This is a genomic window from Cellulomonas sp. ES6 (assembly GCF_030053835.1).
Taxonomy (GTDB): Bacteria; Actinomycetota; Actinomycetes; order Actinomycetales; family Cellulomonadaceae; genus Cellulomonas.
Genome location: NZ_CP125655.1, coordinates 1,953,267 through 1,976,247, shown reverse-complemented (window position 1 = coordinate 1,976,247; position 22,981 = coordinate 1,953,267). Strand labels below are relative to the sequence as shown.

Annotated in this window: 21 protein-coding genes and 2 pseudogenes; 13 read left to right on the top strand and 10 right to left on the bottom strand. The window is 74.8% G+C overall.

Annotated features, from left to right (window positions below):
* Nucleotides 1-67: 67 nt before the first annotated feature.
* The 5 genes from P9841_RS09325 (at nucleotide 68) to P9841_RS09305 (ending at nucleotide 4,640) form a co-directional block, all read left to right on the top strand.
* A complete protein-coding gene (locus P9841_RS09325) occupies nucleotides 68-1,045 on the top strand; it encodes a PstS family phosphate ABC transporter substrate-binding protein (RefSeq protein WP_283321739.1) in 978 nt (325 codons plus the stop codon).
* A gap of 1 nt (nucleotide 1,046) precedes the next feature.
* Nucleotides 1,047-2,009 carry a phosphate ABC transporter permease subunit PstC gene (gene pstC, locus P9841_RS09320; protein WP_283321738.1) on the top strand — a complete coding sequence of 321 codons (963 nt, stop codon included), beginning with the start codon at nucleotides 1,047-1,049 and terminating at the stop codon, nucleotides 2,007-2,009.
* Complete coding sequence (pstA, locus tag P9841_RS09315) at nucleotides 2,009-2,908, top strand: phosphate ABC transporter permease PstA (RefSeq protein WP_283321737.1); 900 nt, start codon at nucleotides 2,009-2,011, stop codon at nucleotides 2,906-2,908. The genes pstC and pstA overlap by 1 nt, the downstream gene beginning before the upstream one ends.
* Before the next feature lie 110 nt (nucleotides 2,909-3,018).
* Entirely contained in the window at nucleotides 3,019-3,810 is a 792-nt protein-coding gene (gene pstB, locus P9841_RS09310; protein WP_283321907.1) for a phosphate ABC transporter ATP-binding protein PstB, read from the top strand.
* A 14-nt stretch (nucleotides 3,811-3,824) separates the two neighbouring features.
* On the top strand, nucleotides 3,825-4,640 hold the full coding sequence (locus tag P9841_RS09305) for a winged helix-turn-helix transcriptional regulator (RefSeq protein ID WP_283321736.1): 816 nt from the start codon (nucleotides 3,825-3,827) through the stop codon (nucleotides 4,638-4,640).
* An 89-nt stretch (nucleotides 4,641-4,729) separates the two neighbouring features.
* Here the strand turns inward: P9841_RS09305 and P9841_RS09300 are convergent, their stop codons facing one another.
* The 8 genes from P9841_RS09300 to P9841_RS09265 all read right to left on the bottom strand — a co-directional run bounded on the left by P9841_RS09300 (nucleotide 4,730) and on the right by P9841_RS09265 (nucleotide 13,349).
* On the bottom strand, nucleotides 4,730-5,632 hold the full coding sequence (locus P9841_RS09300) for an arsenate reductase/protein-tyrosine-phosphatase family protein (protein WP_283321735.1): 903 nt from the start codon (nucleotides 5,630-5,632) through the stop codon (nucleotides 4,730-4,732).
* Between the two features lie 34 nt (nucleotides 5,633-5,666).
* A complete protein-coding gene (locus P9841_RS09295) occupies nucleotides 5,667-6,014 on the bottom strand; it encodes an ArsR/SmtB family transcription factor (protein WP_283321734.1) in 348 nt (115 codons plus the stop codon).
* A gap of 40 nt (nucleotides 6,015-6,054) precedes the next feature.
* Nucleotides 6,055-6,474, bottom strand: coding sequence for an arsenate reductase ArsC (locus tag P9841_RS09290; protein ID WP_283321733.1), 420 nt, complete (start codon nucleotides 6,472-6,474; stop codon nucleotides 6,055-6,057).
* 19 nt (nucleotides 6,475-6,493) lie between these two features.
* Complete coding sequence (locus tag P9841_RS09285; protein WP_283321732.1) at nucleotides 6,494-7,519, bottom strand: metalloregulator ArsR/SmtB family transcription factor; 1,026 nt, start codon at nucleotides 7,517-7,519, stop codon at nucleotides 6,494-6,496.
* Nucleotides 7,516-8,625: an ACR3 family arsenite efflux transporter gene (gene arsB, locus P9841_RS09280; RefSeq protein WP_283321731.1), complete on the bottom strand. Its 1,110-nt coding sequence runs from the start codon at nucleotides 8,623-8,625 to the stop codon at nucleotides 7,516-7,518. Before arsB ends, P9841_RS09285 begins: the two co-directional genes overlap by 4 nt.
* A 147-nt stretch (nucleotides 8,626-8,772) precedes the next feature.
* Complete coding sequence (locus P9841_RS09275; protein ID WP_283321730.1) at nucleotides 8,773-10,365, bottom strand: class I adenylate-forming enzyme family protein; 1,593 nt, start codon at nucleotides 10,363-10,365, stop codon at nucleotides 8,773-8,775.
* Between the two features lie 70 nt (nucleotides 10,366-10,435).
* Nucleotides 10,436-11,710: an L-lactate MFS transporter gene (locus P9841_RS09270; protein WP_283321729.1), complete on the bottom strand. Its 1,275-nt coding sequence runs from the start codon at nucleotides 11,708-11,710 to the stop codon at nucleotides 10,436-10,438.
* Nucleotides 11,711-11,792: 82 nt separating this feature from the next.
* A complete protein-coding gene (locus P9841_RS09265) occupies nucleotides 11,793-13,349 on the bottom strand; it encodes an acyl CoA:acetate/3-ketoacid CoA transferase (protein WP_283321728.1) in 1,557 nt (518 codons plus the stop codon).
* A 243-nt stretch (nucleotides 13,350-13,592) separates the two neighbouring features.
* Here P9841_RS09265 and P9841_RS09260 point away from each other — a divergent pair, with 243 nt between their 5' ends.
* The 6 genes and pseudogenes from P9841_RS09260 to P9841_RS09240 all read left to right on the top strand — a co-directional run bounded on the left by P9841_RS09260 (nucleotide 13,593) and on the right by P9841_RS09240 (nucleotide 18,132).
* Nucleotides 13,593-14,735, top strand: a complete 1,143-nt coding sequence (locus P9841_RS09260; protein WP_283321727.1) for an acyl-CoA dehydrogenase family protein — start codon at nucleotides 13,593-13,595, stop codon at nucleotides 14,733-14,735.
* Between the two features lie 45 nt (nucleotides 14,736-14,780).
* Nucleotides 14,781-15,557: an electron transfer flavoprotein subunit beta/FixA family protein gene (locus tag P9841_RS09255; RefSeq protein WP_283321726.1), complete on the top strand. Its 777-nt coding sequence runs from the start codon at nucleotides 14,781-14,783 to the stop codon at nucleotides 15,555-15,557.
* 35 nt (nucleotides 15,558-15,592) lie between these two features.
* Nucleotides 15,593-16,393, top strand: a pseudogene (locus P9841_RS19145) (electron transfer flavoprotein subunit alpha/FixB family protein); the annotation flags it as partial.
* Between the two features lie 145 nt (nucleotides 16,394-16,538).
* Nucleotides 16,539-17,027, top strand: a pseudogene (locus tag P9841_RS19140) (FAD-dependent oxidoreductase); the annotation flags it as partial.
* Nucleotides 17,028-17,200: 173 nt separating this feature from the next.
* Nucleotides 17,201-17,851 (top strand): hypothetical protein, encoded by a 651-nt coding sequence (locus P9841_RS19135; protein ID WP_502848881.1) that lies wholly within the window; start codon nucleotides 17,201-17,203, stop codon nucleotides 17,849-17,851.
* The gene (locus P9841_RS09240; RefSeq protein WP_222171143.1) at nucleotides 17,848-18,132 is read left to right on the top strand and encodes a ferredoxin family protein; all 285 of its coding nucleotides are present in this window, start codon (nucleotides 17,848-17,850) and stop codon (nucleotides 18,130-18,132) included. The genes P9841_RS19135 and P9841_RS09240 overlap by 4 nt, the downstream gene beginning before the upstream one ends.
* Before the next feature lie 60 nt (nucleotides 18,133-18,192).
* Here P9841_RS09240 and P9841_RS09235 read toward each other — a convergent pair whose 3' ends face one another.
* Complete coding sequence (locus tag P9841_RS09235) at nucleotides 18,193-19,017, bottom strand: TetR/AcrR family transcriptional regulator (protein ID WP_283321723.1); 825 nt, start codon at nucleotides 19,015-19,017, stop codon at nucleotides 18,193-18,195.
* Nucleotides 19,018-19,323: 306 nt separating this feature from the next.
* On the bottom strand, nucleotides 19,324-20,277 hold the full coding sequence (locus P9841_RS09230) for an HAD family hydrolase (RefSeq protein WP_283321722.1): 954 nt from the start codon (nucleotides 20,275-20,277) through the stop codon (nucleotides 19,324-19,326).
* A gap of 141 nt (nucleotides 20,278-20,418) precedes the next feature.
* On the opposite strand from P9841_RS09230, the gene P9841_RS09225 reads away from it, so the two are divergent.
* Together P9841_RS09225 and P9841_RS09220 are read left to right on the top strand one after the other, a co-directional pair.
* Nucleotides 20,419-21,249, top strand: coding sequence for a CpaE-like family protein (locus P9841_RS09225; protein ID WP_283321721.1), 831 nt, complete (start codon nucleotides 20,419-20,421; stop codon nucleotides 21,247-21,249).
* Entirely contained in the window at nucleotides 21,246-22,589 is a 1,344-nt protein-coding gene (locus P9841_RS09220) for a TadA family conjugal transfer-associated ATPase (RefSeq protein WP_283321720.1), read from the top strand. Before P9841_RS09225 ends, P9841_RS09220 begins: the two co-directional genes overlap by 4 nt.
* Nucleotides 22,590-22,981: the final 392 nt, after the last annotated feature.

The following is a 22,981-nucleotide window of genomic DNA, read 5'->3' as shown; positions in this document are numbered from 1 at the left end:
GTGTAGACGGGCTTCTATCGATCGGGTCCCGGTCCGGGACCATGCCCTCGATCAGACAGGATCCGACGTGTCCATCCCGCGCCAGCTCCCTGCCGCCGCCGCCGGTGCAGCGGCCCTCGTGCTCGTGTTGACCGCGTGCGGCGGCCAGCAGTCCGGCTCAGCCTCCGAGTCGTCCGGTTCGGGAGGCGGTGGCCTGAGCGGTGAGGTCGTCATCGACGGCTCGTCCACGGTCGAGCCGCTGAGCTCCGCTGCCGCCACGTTGTACCGGGACGAGCAGCCCGGCGTGAACGTCACGGTGGCGACGTCGGGCACCGGCGGCGGTTTCAAGCGCTTCTGCGCGGACGAGACCGACATCTCCGACGCCTCGCGCCCGATCAAGGACGAGGAGATCCAGGCGTGCGCCGATGCCGGCATCGAGTACACGGAGATCATCGTGGCCAACGACGGCCTGTCGGTCGTCGTCAACCCGGACAACGACTGGGTGGACTGCCTGACCGTGGAGCAGCTCACCACGATCTGGGGCCCGGACTCCGAGGGTGAGGTCACGTCGTGGCGGCAGGTCGACCCCGCGTTCCCTGACGAGCCGCTGGAGCTCTACGGCGCCGGAACCGACTCGGGCACGTTCGACTACTTCACCGAGGCCATCAACGGCGAAGAGGGCGCGATCCGCGCCGACTACTCCCCGTCCGAGGACGACAACCTGACGGTGCAGGGCGTCACCGGGGCGACCGGCGGCACAGGCTTCTTCGGCCTGTCCTACGCCGAGGAGTACGCCGACCAGGTCAAGCTCGTCGGCGTCGACGGCGGGGACGGCTGCGTGGTCCCGTCCACCGAGACCGTGCAGGACGGCACGTACGTCCCGCTGAGTCGTCCGCTGTTCATCTACGTGAACAACGCCAAGTACACCGAGAACGAGGCCCTGCGCGACTTCGTGGACTTCTACGTCGAGAACAGCGAGCAGGCGGCCTCGGACGCCCTGTTCGTCCCGCTGACCGACGAGCAGCGTCAGACGGCCCAGGACGAGCTGGCCGCGCTGGTCGGCTGACATGACCACCACGCAGGACCTCCGGAGCGGCCCTGCCGAACGGGGCCGCTCCGGCCTGCACACCGACCGGGACCTCAGCCGAGCGCGATCGCGTCACGGCGAGACCGCGATCCGCCTCCTGCTCCGGGCAGCGGCGGGACTGTCGGTGCTCATCACTGCCGGCATCGTCGTGTCCCTGCTGGTCCCGGCTGTCGGGTTCTTCCAGCAGGTGTCGGTGGTGGAGTTCCTGACCGGGACGCGCTGGGCGCCGCAGTTCGCGGATCCGTCGTTCGGGGTGCTGCCGCTCCTCACCGCCACGGCGTGGACCACCGTCATCGCCCTGGCCGTGGCGGTGCCGTGCGGGCTCGGTGCAGCCGCCTACCTCGCCGAGTACGCCCGACCTCGGGTGCGCAGGGTCCTCAAACCGATCCTCGAGCTCCTCGCGGGTGTCCCGACCGTCGTCTTCGGGTTCTTCGCGCTGAGCTTCGTCGGCCCGGCGCTGCGTGACTGGCTCGGCATCGACGTCGGGACGTTCTCCATCCTGGCGGCGGGACTGGTGATGGGCGTGATGATCATCCCGACGGTGGCCTCGCTGTCGGAGGATGCGATGAGCGCCGTACCGAACGCGCTGCGGGAGGGCTCAGCGGCACTCGGCTCGAACCGGATGCAGACGACGCTCCGGGTCGTCTTCCCGGCTGCCCTGTCCGGGATCGTCGCGGCGGTGGTCCTGGGCATCTCCCGAGCGATCGGCGAGACGATGATCGTGGCGATCGCCGCCGGCGCCCGACCGCAGATGGTCACGGACCCCACGATGGAGGGCGCCACGATGACCGGGTTCATCGCCCGCATGGCGCTCGGGGACTCCCGGGTCGGTTCCCTCGAGTACGACACCCTGTTCGCGGTCGGGCTGCTGCTGTTCCTGCTGACGTTCGTGGTGAACCTGATCAGCATCCGCCTCGTGCGCCGGTTCCGGCAGGAGTACTGATGACCGCCACCTCCAGACCTCTCGTCCGGACGCTGCCGACCGGGCAGCGCTCCCGGGAGCGCAGCCCTGGCGCGACGCTGTTCCTGGTCCTGCTCTGGGTGAGCCTGCTCGTCGCGTTCGCGACCCTGGTGACGCTCCTGGTCAGCACGATCGTCGAGGCGGGCGACCGCCTCGACTCGACACTGCTCACGGAGTACCCGTCGTCCCGGCCCGAGGAGGCCGGTGCTCGGCCGGCCATCCTGGGGTCCCTGTGGGTGATCGGCACCACCGCGGTGCTCGCGGTCCCGCTCGGCATCGCCGCCGCGGTGCACCTGGAGGAGTTCGCCGACCGGCACAGCCGGTTCAACCGGCTGCTGGAGCTGAACATCCAGAACCTGTCGGCGATCCCGTCGATCATCTACGGGATGCTCGCCATCGGGACCCTGTCGCTCATCGGGGTGCAGAACAAGAACATCGTCATCGGCGGAGCGCTCGCCCTGGCCCTGCTGATCCTGCCGGTCATCATCATCTCGACCCGAGAGGCGCTGCGCGCGGTCCCGCGTGAACAGCGTGAGGCGTCCCTCGCGCTCGGTGCGACCGAGCTGCAGACCACCTGGCGGGTCACGCTGCCGGCCGCGGTCCCGGGAATCTCCACCGGGACGATCCTGGCGCTGTCGCGGGCCCTGGGCGAGGCCGCACCTCTGCTGCTGCTCGGCGCCCTGGTGTTCATCTCGTTCGACCCGAACGGGCTGCTGAGCGGGTTCACCACGATGCCCATCCAGATCTTCGGGTGGACCAACAGCCCCCAGGCGGGGTTCCGCGAGCTGGCGGCCGCCGCGTCGGTGCTGCTCGTGGTGATCCTGCTCGCCATGAACGCGCTGGCGATCATCATCCGCAACCGGTCCCAGCGCCGCTGGTGACCCCGTCCCCCGAGGACTTCGACATGACGAGCACCACCACCGGGCGCGACCTGCACCCGGACGACGCCGGCTCCGTGGACGCCCGCCCCCGCACCGGCGTGCACAGGGACATCCCGGAGACCCCGTCGCCGGTCCTCGAGTGCGAGGACGTCAGCGTCTACTACGGCCCGTACCAGGCCGTGCAGGGCGTGTCCCTGACGTTCGGGCTCAACGAGATCACCGCGCTGATCGGTCCGTCCGGGTGCGGGAAGTCCACCATCCTGCGGTCCCTGAACCGGATGAACGACCTGGTGGACTCCGCACGGGTCGCCGGGTCCGTGCGCTACCACGGCCAGGACCTCTACGCGAAGGGCGTGGACCCGATCGAGGTCCGGCGCCGGATCGGCATGGTGTTCCAGAAGCCGAACCCGTTCCCCAAGTCCATCTACGACAACGTCGCGTACGGCCCCCGCGTCACCGGGATGCGGCCGTCGTCGATGGACGACCTGGTCGAGGAGGCGCTGACCCGGGCGGCGCTGTGGGACGAGGTCAAGGACAAGCTCAAGCAGAGCGCCTACGGGCTGTCCGGGGGGCAGCAGCAACGGTTGTGCATCGCGCGCACGATCGCTGTCGAGCCGGACGTGATCCTGATGGACGAGCCGTGCTCCGCGCTCGACCCGATCGCGACGCTGCGCATCGAGAACCTGATGGCCGAGCTGCGTGAGCGCTACACGATCGTCATCGTCACGCACAACATGCAGCAGGCGGCTCGCGTCGCCGACCGCACCGCCTTCTTCACCGCCGACGTCGACGCCGCGGGCGAGCGGCACGGCGTGCTGGTCGAGTTCGACACCACCGCGCGGCTGTTCGAGAAGCCCGCCGACCAGCGCACCGAGGACTACATCAGCGGCCGGTTCGGCTGAGACCCGGAGAGATCATGACTGCCACGACGACGCGGCGGATCAGCACGCCGCAGTCCCGCCGGACCGCGGAGGCGGTGCGCGGCTGGCGCCGCGAGGGCGCTGCTGGGACGCTCGGGGTGATCGACCCGGGGTCCGCGCTGTCCGACGAGCTCGCGCACGACCTGGCGGGATCGGGCCTGGCGGTGCTCCGGAGTGCCGACCCGTACGCCGCGCTCGTGAGATTCGCGACGCGCCCGGTACAGGTGGCGGTGCTGGTCGTCGAGAGCGACCGACCGGGCACCGGCCCGGTGGTGCAGGCGCTGCGCGACGAGCTCGCGCTGCCCGTCCTGCTGGCCTGGGACCCGGCACGCAGCCAGCCGCCGGCCGACGCGGTCCTGGCCGGTGCGCAGCCCGTCCTGCGTCTCCCCCTGGAGCTCGACGACCTCCTGGCCCGGCTCGGCGAAGCGTGGCCGACCCGCCCACCGGACGGGTCGGTGCTGTCGGCCGGGGATCTGGTCGTGGACACGGGCGCCTACGAGGCGACGCTCCGCGGAGCTGCGCTGGGCCTCGCCCGCAGGGAGATGGACGTCCTGCTCGCGCTGGTGCAGTCGTCCGGTCGCGTCGTCCCCCGCGAGCGGCTCTGCCGGTTGTGGCCGTCGACGTCCGACCAGGACGGCAACCTCGTGGCGACCGTCGCCCGCCTGCGCCGGCACCTCGCGCACGTCGGCGCGCGTGAGGCGATCGCCACGGTGCGGGGGATCGGCTACCGGCTGGACGTCGCGGCGGTCGAGTCCGACGTCCGTCACGACCCTGTCGCCGTGAGCGTCCGGGCGCCGGCTCGTCGGTCATGAGAGCGGGCACCACGCGCCCGGGGCGGGCCGAGGAGCTGCTCGCCCCTCTGCTCCCGGCGTGACAGGCTCGTACGCCGCGCGCCGGGACGTCAGGAGGTCGGCCGCTCCATCCGGTCGATCAGCGCGAGGACGTGACCGTCGATGACCTCGACGACGGACTCGATGTCGACGTCACGCCCCACCGGGTCGGAGACCTCCCAGTCGAGGTAGTGCCGGCCGGGGTACACGGGGCACGCGTCCCCGCAGCCGAGGCTGACCACGTAGTCCGCGGCGCGCACCACCTCGTCGGTCAGCGGCTTGGGGAACTCGAGCGCCAGGGGCCATCCGCGACGGGTGATGGCGTCGGAGACGACCGGGTCGATCCTCGCAGCGGGTGCCGACCCGGCGGTCCGCACCCCGACCGAGGTCCCCGCGTGGTGGCGCAGCGCGGCCGCGGCGATCTGCGACCGCGCAGCGTTGCGGACGCAGACGAACAGGACCTCCGGCTGCCGACGCGAGCGCGGGCCCTCGCCGGCCGCCAGCGCGGCGAGGCGGTCGGCCGCGAACCGGGCGGCCAGCACAGGGAGGTGCTGCGCCACGCGTGCGCGCCCGGCGAGCAGGTCGTAGCTGTCCTGGACGTACCGCCGGACCGTCTGCTCGCCGAACACCCCGCGGAACGACCCCGCGAGCTGGACCGACACCCGGTCCAGCACGGCGGCGTGCACCTGCCTCGTCGCCGGCCCCACCGCCGCGTGGGGCTCGACGACGGATCCGAACCGCATCAGAGCCGCGGCCGTGGGGGCGTAGAGCGGGTCGGGACCCGCGGAGTGGGCCTCGACCAGTCCCGCACCCGCCAGCTCCGCCAGGCGTGCCTTCACCCGCGGCGCAGCCATGCCCGGGCCGATCAGGTCGCGCGCAGCCGCCCCGCCGCGCGGATCGGTCATGAGCAGGGCAAGGATCTGCAGGGCGTCCGGGTCTCCCAGGACGAGCGCCTGCTCTGCGGCCCCGGTCACCGCCGCCACCGCCCAGGGGTCGGCGGTGCGGCGCTCAGCGCAGGAGGTCGCCGATCGCCGTGAGACGATCCGGGACGATCGTGTACCACGCCTCCCGCCCGGCGGGTTCCCGGACGAGCACGCCCGCGTCGACGAGCATCGACACGTGGTGGCTGATCGTGGGTGAACGCAGCTCGAGCGCCGCCGCCAGGTCCTTGACCCGGGCACGTCCGTCCGGGCTGTGGTGCACGACGCTCAGCAGCTGCAGCCGGGTCGGGTCGGACACCGCCCGCAGCACGCTCGCGGTGCGCTCGGCCTCCTCGCGGGCGAGCACCAGCCGGACGGTCCGCAGCGGCGGCGCACCGGGGTCGGTGCGCCGCTCGTCTGCTGCGGAGGTCGGCACCCATGGAGCGTACCTGCGCCTTCTGGAACGGTCCCGAGAATCAGGCGACCGGCTGCACGCCGAGCTCGTCGAGCAGCACGAGGACGCGGCGGCGGATCTCGTCGCGGATCGGGCGGACCGACTCGATGCCCTGACCGGCCGGGTCCTCCAGCGCCCAGTCCTCGTAGCGCTTGCCGGGGAAGATCGGGCAGGCGTCGCCGCAGCCCATCGTGATGACGACGTCGGACGCCTTCACCGCGTCCGTCGTGAGGACCTTGGGGCGCTCGGCGCGGATGTCGATGCCCTCCTCGAGCATCGCCTCCACGGCGACCGGGTTGATCTGCTCGGCGGGCATCGAGCCGGCGGAGCGGACCTCGACGGCGCCGCCGGACAGGTGCCGCAGGTAGCCGGCGGCCATCTGGGAGCGGCCGGCGTTGTGCACGCAGACGAACAGGGCGGAGGGCTTGGTGGCGTCGTTCACGGGGGGTCTCCTCGGAGGGTCAGGCGGGGACGGTCAGGTCGGGCAGCAGGTCGGCGAGCAGGGCGCGCACGCGGCGGTCGATCTCGTCGCGGATCGCGCGCACCCCGGTGTCGGAGGCCAGGGCCGGGTCGCCGACGACCCAGTCCTCGTAGCGCTTGCCGGGCAGGACCGGGCAGGTGTCGCCGCAGCCCATGGTGATGACGACGTCGGCGGCGCGGACGGCGTCGTCGGTCAGCGGCTTCGGGAACGCCTCCGCGTCGGCCTCGAGCTCGGCCAGCAGCGGGCGGACCCCGGGGTGCACCTCGCCGGCGGGTGCCGAGCCCGCGGACCGCACGACGACGGCGTCGCCGGCGTAGTGGTGCAGGAGCGCGGCGGCCAGCTGGGACCGTCCGGCGTTGGCGACGCACACGAAGAGGACCTGGGGGCGGTGCGGGGTCTGCGCCGCGGCCAGGGCGCGGGCGGCGTCGGTGAGGCGCTGCCGGGCGAACCGCTCGGTGTTGACCACCAGGTGCGACCGGACCGCGGAGGACCGCGCCAGGGCGGTGTAGGACTCGCGGACGACGGTCAGCACCGCCGCGGGGTCGCGGTCGGGGAACGCGGCGGCCAGCCGGTCCGCGATCCGGGTCAGGGCGGTCTCGGCGTCGGTCAGCCCGGTCAGCGGTGCGAGGCGCGCCGCCTCGGCCGCCGCGGGTGCGAACGAGTCCAGCAGGGTGGTGACGGCGCCGCGCAGCGCGGGCTGCACCCGGTAGTAGACCCAGGTCCCGCGCCGCTCGGAGGTCAGCAGCCCGACGTCCTTGAGCAGCTTCAGGTGGTGCGACACGGTCGGCTGGGAGACGTCGGCGACCGTCGCCAGGTCGCACACGCACGCCTCGCCGGTCGGGGAGGTCGCGATCAGCGACAGCATCCGCAGGCGCAGCGGGTCCCCGAGCACCTTGAGCGTGCCGGCGACCTGCGTCGCGGCGTCCAGGCCCATCGCGTGGTCGGCGGGCGAGGGCTGCGGGGCGCAGTCCTCGTCGGCGGCGGCGCGGGGTGTCGTCGTGGTCATGAGCGGACCTCCTGCGGTGCGGTGGTGGTGGCGGGACGAGCCGTTCCGGTGAACCAGCGCCGGCCGGCCCACAGGCTGACGTAGACGAGGCCGACCAGGACCGGGACCTCGATGAGCGGGCCGACGACCCCGGCCAGCGCCTGGCCGGAGGTGGCGCCGAACGTGCCGATCGCGACGGCGATCGCGAGCTCGAAGTTGTTGCCCGCCGCGGTGAAGGCCAGCGTGGTCGAGCGGGCGTACCCCAGCCCGAGGCTGCGGCCCGCGACCATGCCGACGCCCCACATCACGGCGAAGTACACGAGCAGGGGCAGCGCGATCCGCGCCACGTCCAGCGGCCGCGAGGTCACGGCGTCGCCCTGCAGCGCGAAGAGCAGCACGATCGTGAACAGCAGCCCGTAGAGCGCCCACGGCCCGATGCGCGGCACGAAGCGCTCCTCGTACCAGTCGCGCCCGCGGCTGCGCTCGCCGATCCACCGCGACGCGAACCCGGCGGCCAGCGGGACGCCGAGGAACACCAGCACGTTGACGGCGATCTGCCCGATCGAGACGTCCAGCCCGTCGGTGTCCAGGCCGAGCCAGCCCGGCAGCACGCCCAGGTAGAACCAGCCGAGCAGCGAGAACGCCACGACCTGGAACACCGAGTTGATCGCGACCAGCACCGCGGCCGCCTCGCGGTCCCCGCACGCGAGGTCGTTCCAGATGACGACCATCGCGATGCAGCGCGCCAGGCCCACGACGATCAGCCCGGTGCGGTACTCGGGCAGGTCGGGCAGGAAGACCCACGCCAGGGCGAACATCAGCGCCGGCCCGACCACCCAGTTCAGCGCGAGCGAGCTCACCAGGAGCCGCGTGTCACCGGTGACCGCGGCGACGCGGTCGTAGCGGACCTTGGCCAGCACCGGGTACATCATCACCAGCAGGCCGAGCGCGATCGGCAGGGAGATCCCGCCGACCTCCAGGTCGGCCAGCAGGTCGCCCAGCGCGGGGACGAACCGCCCGAGCGCGAGACCGCCGACCATGGCGAGGCCGATCCACGCCGGCAGCCACCGGTCGAGCGTCGACAGCCGGCCCCGCGTCGCCGTCAGGTCGGGCTGCGGCGCGCTCATCGGGTGGCCGCCGCGGCGGCGGTGAGGACGCGGACGCTCTGGTTCGACATGTCTCTATGTTGACACATGTCGATACAAGAGGGAATCGGCGGGACGCGCGCGCGGAGCAGACGTGCGCAGGCCCCGGGCGGTCAGTGCTCCGGGCGGTCAGTGCTCCCTCTGCGTGTACGCCGGCACCTGCTCGGCGTCCGCGACGGACGCCAGGGCGCGGACCTGCGCCCGGTCCACCTTGCCGGTGCCCGTCGTCGGCAGCTCCGCCACCAGCACGAGCCGCCGCGGCAGCTTGTGCCGGCCGATGACGCGCGCCGCGTGCTCCCGCAGCTCCGCCAGGTCCGGGACGGTGCCCGGCGCCGGGACGACGACGGCGGTGACCGTCTCGCCCCACACGTCGTCCGGCAGGCCGACGACCGCGCACGCCCCGACGCCCGGACCGCCCTCGAGCGCGGCCTCGACCTCGGCGGGGTGCACCTTCTCGCCGCCGGTGTTGATGACGTCGCCGATCCGGCCGCGGATGCGGTAGCTGCCGTCGGCGTCCCGGACCGCCACGTCACCGGTGCGCAGCCAGCCGGGCTCCGGGAACGCCCGCGCCGTCGCGTCGGGGTCGCGCCAGTAGCCGCTCGTGACCTGCGGCCCGGACACCCAGAGCTCCCCGGGGGCGCCGGGCTCGTCGACGTCGGCGCCCGTGGCCGGGTCGACGAGCCGCAGCCGGATGTGCGCGAGGGGCAGCCCGACGGTGGTGCCGCGGTCGCGGACCCGGTCCCGCGGCACGCACGTGCACGCCGGCGCGGTCTCGGTCATGCCCCACGACTGCTGGAGCGGGACGCCGCGGTCGAGGAACCGGCGCAGCAGCGACCCGGGGAGCGGGGCGCCGCCGACCAGCGCCGTGCGCAGGCTGGTCAGGTCGAGGGAGTCGAACCACGGCGAGCGGGCCAGCGCCGCGTACATCGCCGGGACCCCGAACAGCGACGCGACGCGGTGGCGCGCGATGTCGTGCAGCACGTCGTCGGCGTCGAAGGCCCGGCGGACGACCGCCCGGCCACCGGTGGCGAGCGTGCGGAGCGTGAGGCCGTTCAGCCCGCCGATGTGCGACATCGGGGCGACCGCGAGCGTCGTGCCGCCGCGGCCCGTCCGGAACGCGGCGTCCGCGCCGACGGCGCTCCACCACAGGTTGGCGTGCGTGAGGACGACGCCCTTGGGCCGGCCCGAGGAGCCGGAGGTGAACAGCAGCAGCGCCGCGTCGTCGGCCCGGGCGCCGCCGGTCGTGCCGGGGTCGCCGCCCGCGAGCAGCGCCGACCACCGCTGCCAGGAGCCGTCCACGGCGACCGGGGTGCCGGCGAGGGGGTCGTCGTCGACCTGCACGCGCACGACGTCCGGGCCGCCCCGCCAGGCCACCACGGCCTCGACGTGGGCCGGCTCGGCGACCACGGCGCGGGGCTCGCACCGGTCGAGCAGCACCGCGAGCTCGGCGGGTGCGCTGCGGAAGCCGAGCGGGACGGCCACCGCGCGCAGCGGTGCGCACGCCAGGACGGTCAGCAGCAGCGAGGCGCTGTTGCGGCCGACGTGCACCACCCGGTCGCCCGGCGCGACCCCGGCCCGGGCGAGCGCCGCCGCGAGCGTGCGGACCTGCCGCGCGAGGTCGCCGGCGGAGGTGGTCACCGTGCCGTAGACGAGGCTCGGCGTGGCGGGCTGGTGCGCAGCGACCTGCTCGAGCGCCGCGGCGGTGCTCAGGTCGACGTGCATCGGTCCTCCGGGTGCGGGACGGCCGGCCCGGCCCACGGGGGTGGGGGCCGGGCCGGCCGGGTCCATCAGGTCAGCGGGCCACGGCGGGGGCGGGCGCCGGGGCCGGGGTGGCCGCGGACATCCGCTCGAGGTGGCTGCGCTGGATGCGGCGGAACAGGGTGGCCAGTCCGACGCCGATCACGGCGAGGACGATGGCGATGACGAACGGGACGGTGAAGTCGCCGTCGCGCTCGGCCGCCATGCCCGACGCCAGGCGCGGCGCGAAGAACGCCGACACCGAGTAGGCGACGAAGACCATCGCGTAGTTCACGCCCTGGTACCGCGGGCCGAAGTTGGTCATCGTCAGTGCCGGGAAGACGCCCATGACACCACCGAAGCACAGACCCAGGCCGATGATGCCGATCGCGAAGCCGACGGTCGAGCCGACGGTGACGAGGACCAGCAGGCAGAGCGCCACGACGCCGTAGATGATCGTCAGCGCGGTGGTGTAGCCGAGGCGGTCGGAGACGGCGCCCCACACCACGCGGCCCAGGGCGTTGCAGGCGGAGTACACCGACACGAACACGGCGGCGGTCGCCGCGGTGAGGCCGAACATGTTCTGGCCGATCGGCGACGCGTTGGACGCGATCATGAGGCCGGAGAACGCGCCGAACGCCATCATGACGAAGATCGCCCAGAACGCCGGCGTGGCCAGCGTGCGCTTCCAGGTCACCGCGAGCGCGGGGCGCCCGGCGGGCGGCGTCCAGCCGGCGGGGGCGTAGCCGACGGGCGCGGCCCGCAGGAAGAACGACGCGATGACGACGACGACCGCGTAGACGGCGCCCATCCACACGAACGCCGAGCGCACGCCCGGGCCGGCGATGATCGCGTTGGCGACGGGCGCCGCGATCACGGACGCCGCGCCCATGCCGCCGGTGATGAGGCCGGCCGCCATGCCGCGGCGGTCCGGGAACAGCTTCATCGTGTTGCCGAGGCAGCCGGAGTACGCCAGGCCCTGGCCGAGTCCGGCGAGCACGCCGTAGGACAGGTACAGGGCGGTGAGCGAGGTGGCCGCGCCGGTCAGCGCGAAGCCGGAGGCGAACATGAGGCCGCCGACCAGCACGAGCCAGCGGGTCCAGCCGCGGTCGGTGAGGATGCCGCCCACGATCATCGGGATCGGGCCGACGGCCGCGTTGATGGTGAAGGCCATCATCACCTGCGGCATGGTCCAGCCGTGCGCCGCGCTGAGCGGGCCGGCGAGCACGGAGAACGCGTAGATCGCGCCGGTGCACATGAGCACGGCGACGGAGGACCAGAGCACGGCCCAGCGGTTGATGGTGGGGGGCGACGACGTCGTCGAGGTCATGGGGGGTGTGCCTTTCCGGCGAGAGCGGTTGACGCGGGAGAGGTGGTGCGGGTGGTGCGGGGGCGTGGTGCCCGGGGCCGGGTCAGCCGACGATGTCGGCCAGCCCGCCCCACTTCTCGGAGAACAGGCCGGCGGGCATGGTCCGCAGGTCCTCGGCGACGTCGGGGACGAAGTCCATCTGGTCGAGCACGTCGCGCTGCAGGTCGATCCCGGGGGCGACCTCGGTGACCGTCATGCGCCCGTCGCGCAGCTCGAGCACGGCGCGCTCGGTCACGTACAGCACGCGCTGCCCGGCCTTCGCGGCGACCTGCCCGGAGAACGTGATCTGCTCGACGTCGGCCAGGAACTTGCGGGCCCGGCCCTCGGTGACGATGCGCAGGGTGCCGTCGACGACCTCGGTCTCGAGGCCCCCGGCCGTGAACGTGCCGGCGAACACCAGCGTGCGGGCGGACTGCGAGATGTTGATGAACCCGCCGCAGCCCGCGACGCGGCTGCCGAACTTGGAGACGTTGACGTTGCCGTGCGCGTCGGTCTGCGCGAGGCCGAGCACCGCGACGTCGAGGCCGCCGCCGTCGTAGAAGTCGAACTGCGCGTGGTGGTCGACCAGGGCCTCGGGGTTCCAGGAGTGGCCGAAGTCCTTGAGGCCCGCGGGCACGCCGCCGACCGCGCCGGCCTCGGTGGTCCCCAGGATCAGGTCGCTGACGCCCTCCTCCGCGGTGACCGAGCCGACGTCGCAGGGGATGCCGACGCCGAGGTTGAGCACGGCGCCGCGGCGCAGCTCCATGGCCGCGCGGCGCGCGATCACCTTGCGCTCGCCGAGGGGGATCGACGCGACGCTCGACAGCGGGACGCGCAGCTGGCCCGAGAACGACGGGTTGTAGTGGGTGTTCTCGGTCTGGAAGTGGTTCTCCGGCTCCGAGACCACGAGGTAGTCGACGAGCAGGCCGGGGACCTTGACGTCGTTGGGGTCGAGCGAGCCGGCCTCGGCCACGGACTCGACCTGCGCGATGACGATGCCGCCGGAGTTGTGCACGGCCTGCGCGATGGGCAGGACCTCCATCTTGAGGCCCTCCTTGCTCATCGTGAGGTTGCCGTGGGTGTCCGCCACGGTGCCGCGGATCAGGCCGACCTGGATCGGGAAGGAGGGGTAGAACAGCCACTCCTCGCCGGCGAGCTCGACCACCTGGACGTAGTCCTCGGTGGTGCAGGCGGACATCCGCGCGCCCTCGACCCGCGGGTCGACGAACGTGCCCAGGCCGACCTTCGTGACGACGCCCGGGCGGTGCGCGGCGATCTCGCGGTAGAGCTGGGTGATGACGCCCTGCGGGAGGTTGTAGGCCTCGACGGCGTCCTCGGAGATGAGCTGCGCGAACGCGGGGGAGGCGATCGCGATGCCGCCCATCCAGCGCTTCACCAGGCCGCGGTGGCCCCAGTGGCTCATGCCCTTGTCGCGGCGGTTGCCGACCGCGCTGGCGTGCACGACGTGCAGGGCGCTCGGCGCCCCGGTCGCGAGGAAGCGCCGCTCGACGGCGGCCATCGTCTCCTCGTTCACGCACGACAGGCCGAAGCCGGACAGGGCGACGGTCGCGCCGTCCGGGATCAGGGCGGCGGCTTCCTCGGCAGTGATGATCTGGGCCACGGGCGGACTCCTTCGTCGGCAGGACGCTGCATCGCCGACTATTTCGGACCGGGGCAGTCGGTAATTGGGACCATCGTCCCCGCGACCGTCGGACAGTTTCGGACGGCAGCAGTCGGTAATTGGGACGATGGTCCCCGGACGGGGGACCGCGCCCGGCCCACGATGGATCCAGCGCGGGCCGCGAGCCCGTCCATCCCCGGTCGCGACGACGCGCCGGCGCCACCACCAGGAGGGTGCAGCACCATGGACTTCGGCCTGACGGACGAGCAGGAGCTCCTGCTCTCGAGCCTCGACGACCTGCTCGAGCGCGAGTGCCCCGAGTCGTACATCGCGGAGCTCGACGCGACGCACACGCCGCCGACGTCGTTCCGCAAGGCCCTGCACGAGGCCGGCTTCGCCTCGCTGGGCTTCCCCGAGGAGTACGGCGGCACCCCCGTCGACGCCACCACGCTCGTGCTGCTCGCCGCGCGCGTCGCCCGCCAGGGCTTCAACAACGGCTACGGCCTCGAGCTGCTCCAGGCCATGGACATCCTCGAGTTCGGCAACGAGGAGCAGAAGCAGGAGATCCTCGGCCTGCTGGCCGACGGCGACGTGCCGTTCGCGCTCGGGTTCACCGAGCCGGGGGCCGGCTCGGACAACTCCGCGATGGCGACGACCGCGGTCCACCACGACGGCATGGTGACCCTCAACGGCACCAAGACCCTCATCACCAACGCCCTGCAGTCCAAGTACCTGCTGCTCATGGCGAAGGACCCGTCCGTGCCGGACCCGCGCGCCGCGATCTCGATGTACCTGGTGCCGATGGACGCGCCGGGCGTCTCGACGAACCGGCTCGAGAAGATCGTCTGGCACATCTCCGACTCCTGCGAGATCTTCCTCGACGACGTCACGCTGCCCGAGTCCTGCCTGGTCGGCGTCAAGGGCGCCGGCTTCAAGCAGCTCATGCGCAACTTCGAGATGGAGCGCCTCGTCATCGCCTCGCAGTGCTGGGGCCTGGCGGAGTGCGCGTTCGAGGACGCCGCCACCTACGCCGCCCAGCGCGTGCAGTTCGGCAAGCCGATCGGCCAGTTCCAGCTCATCCAGCAGAAGTTGACCGACATGGCGATCAAGATCGAGAACATGCGGAACTTCGTGCTGAAGACCGCGTGGATGCTCGACCAGGACGTGCCGCTCAAGAGCCAGGGCGCGCTGTGCAAGCGCTACTGCGCGATGGCCGCGTTCGAGGTCGCCGACGAGGCGATGCAGATCTTCGGCGGCGTCGGCGTCACCGTCGGCACCCGCGTCTCGCGCCTGTGGCGGGACATCCGCGGCCACCGGTTCGGCGGCGGCACCGACGAGATCATGGTCCACATCGCCGGCCGGCAGATCGTCAAGGACCACAGCTGAGCGCCCGCTGACCCCACCGACCACCGCCTGCCGGAGGAGAACCCCATGAAGATCGTCGTCGCCTACAAGTGGGCGCCGAACCCCCAGGACGCCGAGGTGCGCCCGGACGGCACCGTCGACTGGAGCCGCGCCAAGGGCGCCGTGAGCGAGCACGACCCCGTCGCGTTCGAGGTCGCCCGCCGCCTCGCGGACGCCACCGGCGGCGAGGTCGTCGCGCTGTCCGTCGGCCCGGCGTCGTCCGACACCCCGCTGGCCCGCAAGGCCGCCCTGTCCCGCGGGCCGGAGCGCCTCGCGCTGGTCGCCGACGACGCCCTCGCCGGCGCCGGCAGCACGGCCACCGCCGCGGTGCTCGCCGCCGCCGTGCGCGCCATCGGGGACGTCGACGTCGTCGTCACCGGCCCGGAGTCCGTCGACAACGGCGACCGCCAGGTCCCGATGACGCTGGCCGGGCACCTCGGCTGGCCGGGGATCGGCAACGTCGGCGACGTGCAGGCCGCCGACGGCGGGCTCGTCGTCGAGCGCGCCACCGACCGCGGCGTGCAGGTGCTCGACGTCACCGGCCCGGCCGTGCTGGCCGTCACCGCCGACGCCGTCGTGCCGCGCGTCCCCGGGATGAAGGACATCCTCGGCGCCGCCAAGAAGCCGACCGACGTGCTCGCGCTGGCCGACCTCGACGTGCCCGCCCCGGGTGCCGTCACCGAGGTCGTCGGCTCCTCCCGGCCGGGGCCCAGCGCGCGCGGCCGGAACGTCATCACCACCGCCGACCCGGCTGCCGCGGCCGCCGAGCTGGTCGACGCGCTGCGCGCCGCCGGCGCGCTGTGACCGCCGGACGCTTGCAGCCAGAAGGAGCAGAGACGATGAACGAGAGCACGCAGGACGTCCTGGTGCTGGTGGACGGCGACGCGGCGGTCGCGGGCCCTGTCGCGGTGGCCCGTGCCGCCGTGTCGCAGACCCCGGGCGCCACGGTCACCGCCGTGGTGGTCGGTGCGCGGCCGGTGGCCGACGCGGTCGCCGCGTCCGGCGTCGACCGGGTGCTGTGGCTGGGCGACGCCGAGGGCGCGCCCGCCGAGGCGTGGGCCGGCGCGGTGGCCGACGCGGTCGCGCAGGCCGCGCCGCGGCTGGTCGTGGCCCCGGCCCGTGACGGCGGGCGCGCGCTCGCCGGCGCGGTCGCCGCCCGCTGCGGCGCGCCGGTCCTCACCGGCGTCACCGAGGTGACGCTCGAGGACGGCGCGGTCGTCGTGCAGCGCGACGTGCACGGCGGCATCGCGGTGCGCACCGAGCGCGTCACGGGCGGCCCGGCCGTCCTGACCGTCGCGCCCGGCGGGTCCTCCGAGCCGGTCGCACCCGTCGCCGTCGAGGAGGCCGGTGCGGCCCCGTCGGCCGCCGTGCGGGTCCGCGAGGAGCGCGCCTCCGGGCGCGAGGCCGTCGACCTGGGCGGCGCCCGCGTGGTCGTCGGCATCGGCCGCGGCCTCAAGGCCCGCGAGGACCTCGCGATCGTGGAGCGGCTCGCCGCGGCGCTCGGCGGCGAGGTCGCGTGCTCGCGGCCGCTGGCCGAGGGCCACGACTGGCTGACGAAGGACCGTTACATCGGCATCTCCGGGCAGCACGTCGCCCCCGACCTGTACGTGGCCGCGGGCATCTCCGGCCAGGTGCAGCACATGGTCGGCGTCGCCGGCGCCAAGGTCGTCGTCGCGATCAACTCCGACCCGGACGCCCCGGTGTTCGCCCAGTGCGACCACGGCGTCGTCGGCGACCTCTACGCCGTCCTGCCCGCGCCGCCGCGGCGCTGGAGGCCTGAGCACCATGGCCGACGAGCCCGACTTCGACGTCGTGGTGGTGGGGGCCGGCCCGGCCGGCTCCGTCACCGCGCACCAGCTGGCGTCCGAGGGGCTGTCCGTCGCGCTCATCGAGCGCGGCGAGGCCCCCGGGGCCAAGAACCTGTCCGGCGGCGTGCTCTACGGGCGCGTCCTCGACCAGGTGTTCCCCGGGTTCGCCGACCAGGCGCCCGTGGAGCGCCGGATCACCCGGCACGTCACGACGTTCCTCACCCCGGACTCCGCGGTGTCGCTCGACTACTCGTCGCAGCGGCTGTCCGAGCCCGTGAACGCCGTCACCGTGCTCCGCGCGAAGTTCGACCCGTGGCTCGCCGAGCGCGCCGAGGAGGCCGGGGCCTACGTCATGCCCGGCGTCCGGGTCGACGAGCTGCTCACCGAGCCCGGCACCGGGCCCGGTGGCAAGCGCGTCGTCGGCGTCCGCGCCGGCGAGGACGAGCTGCGCGCCCGCGTGGTCGTGGCGGCGGACGGGGTCAACTCGTTCCTCGCCCGCGAGGCCGGCCTGCGGGACAAGGAGCCGCTCAACCACCTCGCGGTCGGCGTCAAGGCGGTCGTCCGGCTGCCGCGCACCGTCATCGAGGACCGGTTCGGCCTCACCGGCGACGAGGGCGCCGCCCACGCGCTGGTCGGCGACTGCACCCGCGGCGTCGGCGGCGGGGCGTTCCTCTACACGAACGCCGAGTCGCTGTCCGTCGGCGTCGTGCTCCGGCTCGACGACCTCGTGGCGTCCGGCCACACGGCGGCCGGGATCTTCGACCACCTCGTGGAGCACCCCGGTCTCGCGCCCTACCTGCGGGACGGGGAGATCGTGGAGTACGGCTCCCACCTGGTGGCCGAGGGCGGGCTCGACATGCTCGGCACGCTCGCGGCCGACGGCCTCGTCGTCGTCGGCGACGCCGCGGGGCTGACGATCAACTCCGGGCTCACCGTCCGCGGCATGGACCTGGCCATCGGCTCCGGCATCGCCGCGGGCGCGGCCGTCGCGGAGGCGATCCGGTCGGGCGACGTCAGCGCCGGGGGCTGGCCGGCTACCGGCGGCGCCTCGACGAGGGCTTCGTCGGCAAGGACCTGCGGACCTACGCGAAGGCGCCGAAGTTCCTCGAGCGCCCCCGCATGTACGGGGCGTACGGCGAGCTCGCCGCCGACCTGTTCCACGACGTGTTCAGCCTCGACACCACGCCGCGCAAGCACCTCGCGGCCGTCGCCCGGACCGCCCTCGGGCGCTCCGGGATCGGGCTCAAGGCGGTGCTCAGCGACGGATGGGCGGGGGTGCGTGCCCTGTGAAGGCGCAGACGATCCCGGAGCGGCTCGGAGCCAACCGGTACGAGGTCGACGAGGAGGAGTCCCACATCGTCGTCGACCAGGAGCTCTGCCGGACCACCGGCACGGGCAAGCGGATCATCGCGGTCTGCCCCGCCGGGGTGTACTCCGAGCGGGACGGGCAGATCGACGTCGAGTACGCCGCCTGCCTGGAGTGCGGCACCTGCCTGGCCGTCGCGGCCCCCGGCGCGCTCACCTGGCGCTACCCGCGCGGTGGGTTCGGGGTGTCCTTCCGGGAGGGCTGACGGTCCGCCGCCTCCCGGGGCGGCGGCAGGGGTGCCGCCCCGGAGGGCGGTGCCGGACGATCACGCAGCCGGCGCGGGTCCTGGTCCAGGGCCCGCGCCCGCTGCTGCGAGCTGCAGGTCCACCATGCGCTCCAGGTACGCCGGCAGCGTCGACCGGACCCGGTCGATGAGGTGCGGCGGCGTGACCAGCACGTGCATGAGCACCGACCCCTCGATGGCGTCCAGCAGGTGCACGACGGAGGTGCCCGGCGGCAGCTCCTCCTCGTCGATGGCCTGCTCGACGCGCTGCCGCTCGCTCAGCACGAACCGGGTGATCGCCTCGTGGCGCACCTCCGCCAGCGGCACCGGGAACGCGCGCGCCTCGACGTAGAGGCGCAGCATCGCCAGGCCGTCCTTGCCGAGGTACAGGTCCGCGCGGCGCTGGGCGTGCGCGACGAGGTAGTCGCGCAGGGAGCCCGGGACGGCGTCGGGCGCGGCGGCACCGGGGGGCGTCGTCGCGGGGGACGTGGCGGCGCGGTCGTCGGGGGTCGCGTCGGGTGCCGGGTCGGGGGTTGCGTCGGGCGCGGGGGTCGCGTGGCCCGCCGGCGGGTCCGCGAGCGGCGCGGCGTCGGGGGCGGTCGTCCCGGCGGCGCCCGGGGCGTCGGCACCCGGGGCGTGCGGGGTGTCCTGGACCTGGCGGAGCGCGTCCGCGAGCAGGGCGGTCTTGTTCGGCCAGCGCAGGTACAGCGAGGACTTGCCCACGCGGGCGCGCGCCGCGACCTCGGCGATCGAGAGCCCGGTCCAGCCCTTCTCGGCGAACACGTCGAGCACGGCAGCGAGCGCGCGCTGCTCGAGGTCGGGCGACCGGGGGCGCCCCGGCGGGCGCTGGTCGTCCTGGTCGGTCACCCCAGGAGGGTAGTCCTCCCGTGACGCCGGATGGCGCGGGGGTCCACGTGCTCGACGGGGGCCGGACCGGACAACGGCGCCCCGGAGGACGCCGTTGCCGAACGAGCGACCGCGAGGGGTATCAGGCGTGCAGGGTGTCAGTCGAGGCGGGTCCAGCCCGTTCGACGCGTCCTATGCGTGGACGGATCGCGCGTGGGTTCCCTCGGGTCGTTCAGTTGTGGCGCCATCACACCTCACGGTGCGGTCCGGGGGAAGGCCCGGCGGCGAAGTCCCAGGTCGGAGCGCCAGGGCGCCCGCATCGCGAGATCAGCGTCCGGGAGCCGGACGCCGGGCGCGTCGGAGGACCCACTGCCCCGCCACGGCGGCGACCAGGAGCACCCCGGCCAGGAGGACCCCGACGAGCTCCGCACGCGGGCCGGCGGCCCCCGTGAGCTGGCGCAGCACCACCGGCCGGCGCCGGGCCCCCACCGGCACGTGGCGCCGGAAGCGCAGCGCCGTCCAGCCCTCGGCGGCCGCCAGGCGCGCCAGCGCCCGGTCGGGGTTCACCACGGCGCCGTGGCCCACGGCGGCGAGCATCGGGGCGTCCGTCGCGGAGTCCGTGTAGGCGGACGACCGCCCGAGGTCGTACCCCCGGCGGGCCGCCAGGTCGCGCATCGCGTCCGCCTTCGCCGCCCCGTAGGCGTAGAAGGCGATCTCACCGGTGTACCGCCCGTCCCGCACGGCCATCCGGCTGGCGATCACCTCGTCGGCGCCCACGAGCGCGGCGACCGGGCGCACCAGCTCCTCGCTCGAGGCGGACACCACCACGACGTCGTGGCCCGCCGCGTGGTGCTGCTCGATCAGCTCCAGCGCCTCGGCGTAGAGCACCGGGTCGATCGCGTCGTGCACGGACGCGGCGACGATCGCCGACACCTGCGCCACGTCCCAGCCGGCCACCATCGCGGAGAGCTGCGCGCGGACCTTCTCCGTGCGGCCCTCCGTGGCGCTGCCCAGCAGGAACGCGATCTGCGCGCCGGCGGACCGGAGCATCGCGCCGCGGCTGAGCAGCCCACCGGCCAGGAACGGCCGGGCGAACGCGGTGGCCGCCGACGTCGCGATGATCGTCTTGTCCAGGTCGAAGAACGCGGCGGGGCGCAGGCCCGGGGCGGTCCCGCGCTCCGTCGTCCGGGCCGCGGGTCCGTCGGGCAGGGGCGTGTCGTCCGGTGGGGCACCGCCCGGCGCGGGGGCGTCGGGCTCCGGTGCCGCGTGGTCCTCGCTCATCGGGTGGGGCCTCCTCGCCCGAGCCTAACCAGGCGCCGGGCCCTCCACAGGACTGCGCGGGCTGCGCCGTCCCCAGCGCGTCGGCTCGACCCCGCCGGGCCGCGCCTCCCCGACGCCACCCTGGCCCCGAGGAGGTGGCAGGTGACGGTCGTGCAGGAGGTCGGGCCACGGGGAGCGCCGCCGGGCGGGCGCGCCCGGGTGCTGTCGCGCCGGCGGGGTGAGGCGGTGCCGGCCGGCCGGGCGGGGCCACCGCCGGGCGGGCCGCGCGGGGCCGGGGTGGTGGGCGTGCTCGGTGCCCGGGGCGGCGCCGGGGCGACCGTGCTCGCCGCGGCCCTCGCGCGGCGCCTGGCCCGGCGCGCACCGGCCGTCCTGGTCCAGGCGGGGCCGGGGCCGTCGGTCGACACGGTGCTCGGCGTCGAGGCCGCCCCCGGGCTGCGGTGGCCCGACCTGGCCGGCGCCCGCGGGGCCGTCGACCCGGGACCGCTGGCCGCCGGCCTCGTCCGGTGGGGCCGGTGCGCCGTGCTGGCCGCCGACGACGCGCGCCCCGGCGCCCCGGCGCCCGGTGTGCTGCTCGACGTGCTCGACGCGCTGGCGCGCGCGTTCCCGTCGGTGGTGCTGGACCTCGACAGGGCGGCGCTCCTCGGCGCGCGACCGGGGGGCGAGCCGGCCGGCGCCCTCGACGTGTGCGACCGCGTGCTGCTCGCCGTCCCGCGCGACGTGCCCGGAGCCGCCGGCGCCCGCCTGCTGCACCTGGTGCTGCGGGACCGCGTCCCGCGCGTCGGGCTCGTCGCGTGCGGCCGGGCCCCCGGGGGTCTCGGCGCCACGGAGCTCGCCGCAGCCGTCGGGCTGCCGCTGGTCGGGGCGCTGCCGCACGTCAGGAGCCTGGCCGCCGCGGTCGACCACGGTGCCGGCCCGGTGCTCGGCCGGTCCGCGGAGCGGGCGGTCGCCCGGGTGCTGGCGCGACTCCCGTGACCGGACCCGCGGCGCCCGCAGCCGTCGACCTCACCGGCCTGGTGGCCGCCGTGCGGCGACGGCTCGCCGAGACCGGCGCACCGGTGGACCCCGCCGCGGTGGACCGCGCGCTGCGGGACTGCGGGCGCGTCCTCGGCAGCGCCGCGCTCGCGGAGCTGGGGCCCGTGGTGCGCGCCGAGATCCTCGGGGCCGGCGCCCTGCAGCCGCTGCTCGACGACCCCGACGTGACCGACGTGCTCGTCAACGGACCCGAGGAGGTCTGGGTCGAGCGCCGAGGGCAGCTCGTGCGCGTCCCGCTGTCGCTGGGCGACCCCGGCCGGGTGCGGGAGCTCGCCGTGCGCCTCGCGGCGGCGGGCGGGCAGCGCCTCGACGACGCGCGCCCAGCGGTGGACGCGCGGCTGCCCGACGGGACGCGGCTCCACGCGGTGCTGCCCCCGGTCGCGGACGGCTGCACGCTGCTGTCCCTGCGCACGGTGCGTCCGCGGGCGTTCACCCTGCCGGAGCTGGTGGCGTCCGGCACGGTGGCCGCGCCCGTGGGCGAGCTGCTCCACCGCCTCGTGCGGGTGCGGGCCAACCTGCTCGTGTCCGGCGCGACGGGCACGGGCAAGACGACCCTGCTGTCGACGCTGCTCTCTCTGGCCGACCACGGCGAGCGGATCGTGTGCGTCGAGGAGGCCGGCGAGCTCGCCCCCCGACACCCGCACGTGGTCCGCCTGCTCGCCCGCCGTCCGAACGTCGAGCACGCCGGTGGGGTCGACCTCGCCGACCTGGTCCGCGAGTCGCTGCGCATGCGGCCGGACCGCGTCGTGCTGGGGGAGTGCCGGGGCGTCGAGATCCGCGAGGTGCTCAGCGCCCTCAACACCGGGCACGACGGCGGCTGCACCACCGTGCACGCCAACACGGCGGCGGATGTGCCCGCCCGGCTCGAGGCGCTCGGTGCGTCCGCCGGGCTCGGGCGCGCCGCGCTCGCGGCCCAGGCCGTCAGCGCGTTCCACGCCGTGGTGCACCTGCGGCGCGACGCCGGCCGGCGCCGGGTCGCGGAGATCGGGGTGGTCGAGAGGGAGGGCGCCGAGGGGCTGGTGGTGCGGACCGCGGTCCTCGTCGACCCGGACGGGGCCGTGAGCGCCGGTCCCGGGTGGGAGGCGCTCGCGGCACGCGTGGCCGCCCGGTCGTCGGCACCCGGCGCGGGTCGGGCGCCCGTGCCGTCGCCGCCCGTGCCGTCCGCGCCTGTGCCGGCAGTGCCCGTGCCGGCGCTCGTGCCGTCACCGCCCGCGCCGGCACCGTCCCCGGCGCACCTCGGCCCCGAGGGGACCCTGCGCGCGCGCCGGCGGCCGTCGTGATCTCGCGGGCGGCGGCACCCGCGCTCCTCGTGCTCCTCGCGGTGATCCTCGTGACGCCGCCCGCGGGACGGACGCGCCGCCGTGCACTGCCGCGCGCAGCGGCGGCACCGCGGCGACCCGTGGGGCGGCCGGCGTGGTGGCGGGTGGGCGGTGCCGGTGACCGCGACCCGTCGGAGGCGCTGGCGGCGACCGTCGTCGCGGTCGCCGCGGAGCTGCGTGCAGGACGCTCGCCGGCCGAGGCGTGGCGCCTGGGCGCGCACGTCCCCGTCGCGGCGGACGGAGTGCCGACGCAGCGGGACCTCCTGGCCGCTGTCGGGGCGCCGGGTGCGGGTCGCGGCCGGGACGGCTCCGCGGGTCTGGGTCTGGGTCCGGGTCCTCCGGGTCCTCTGGGA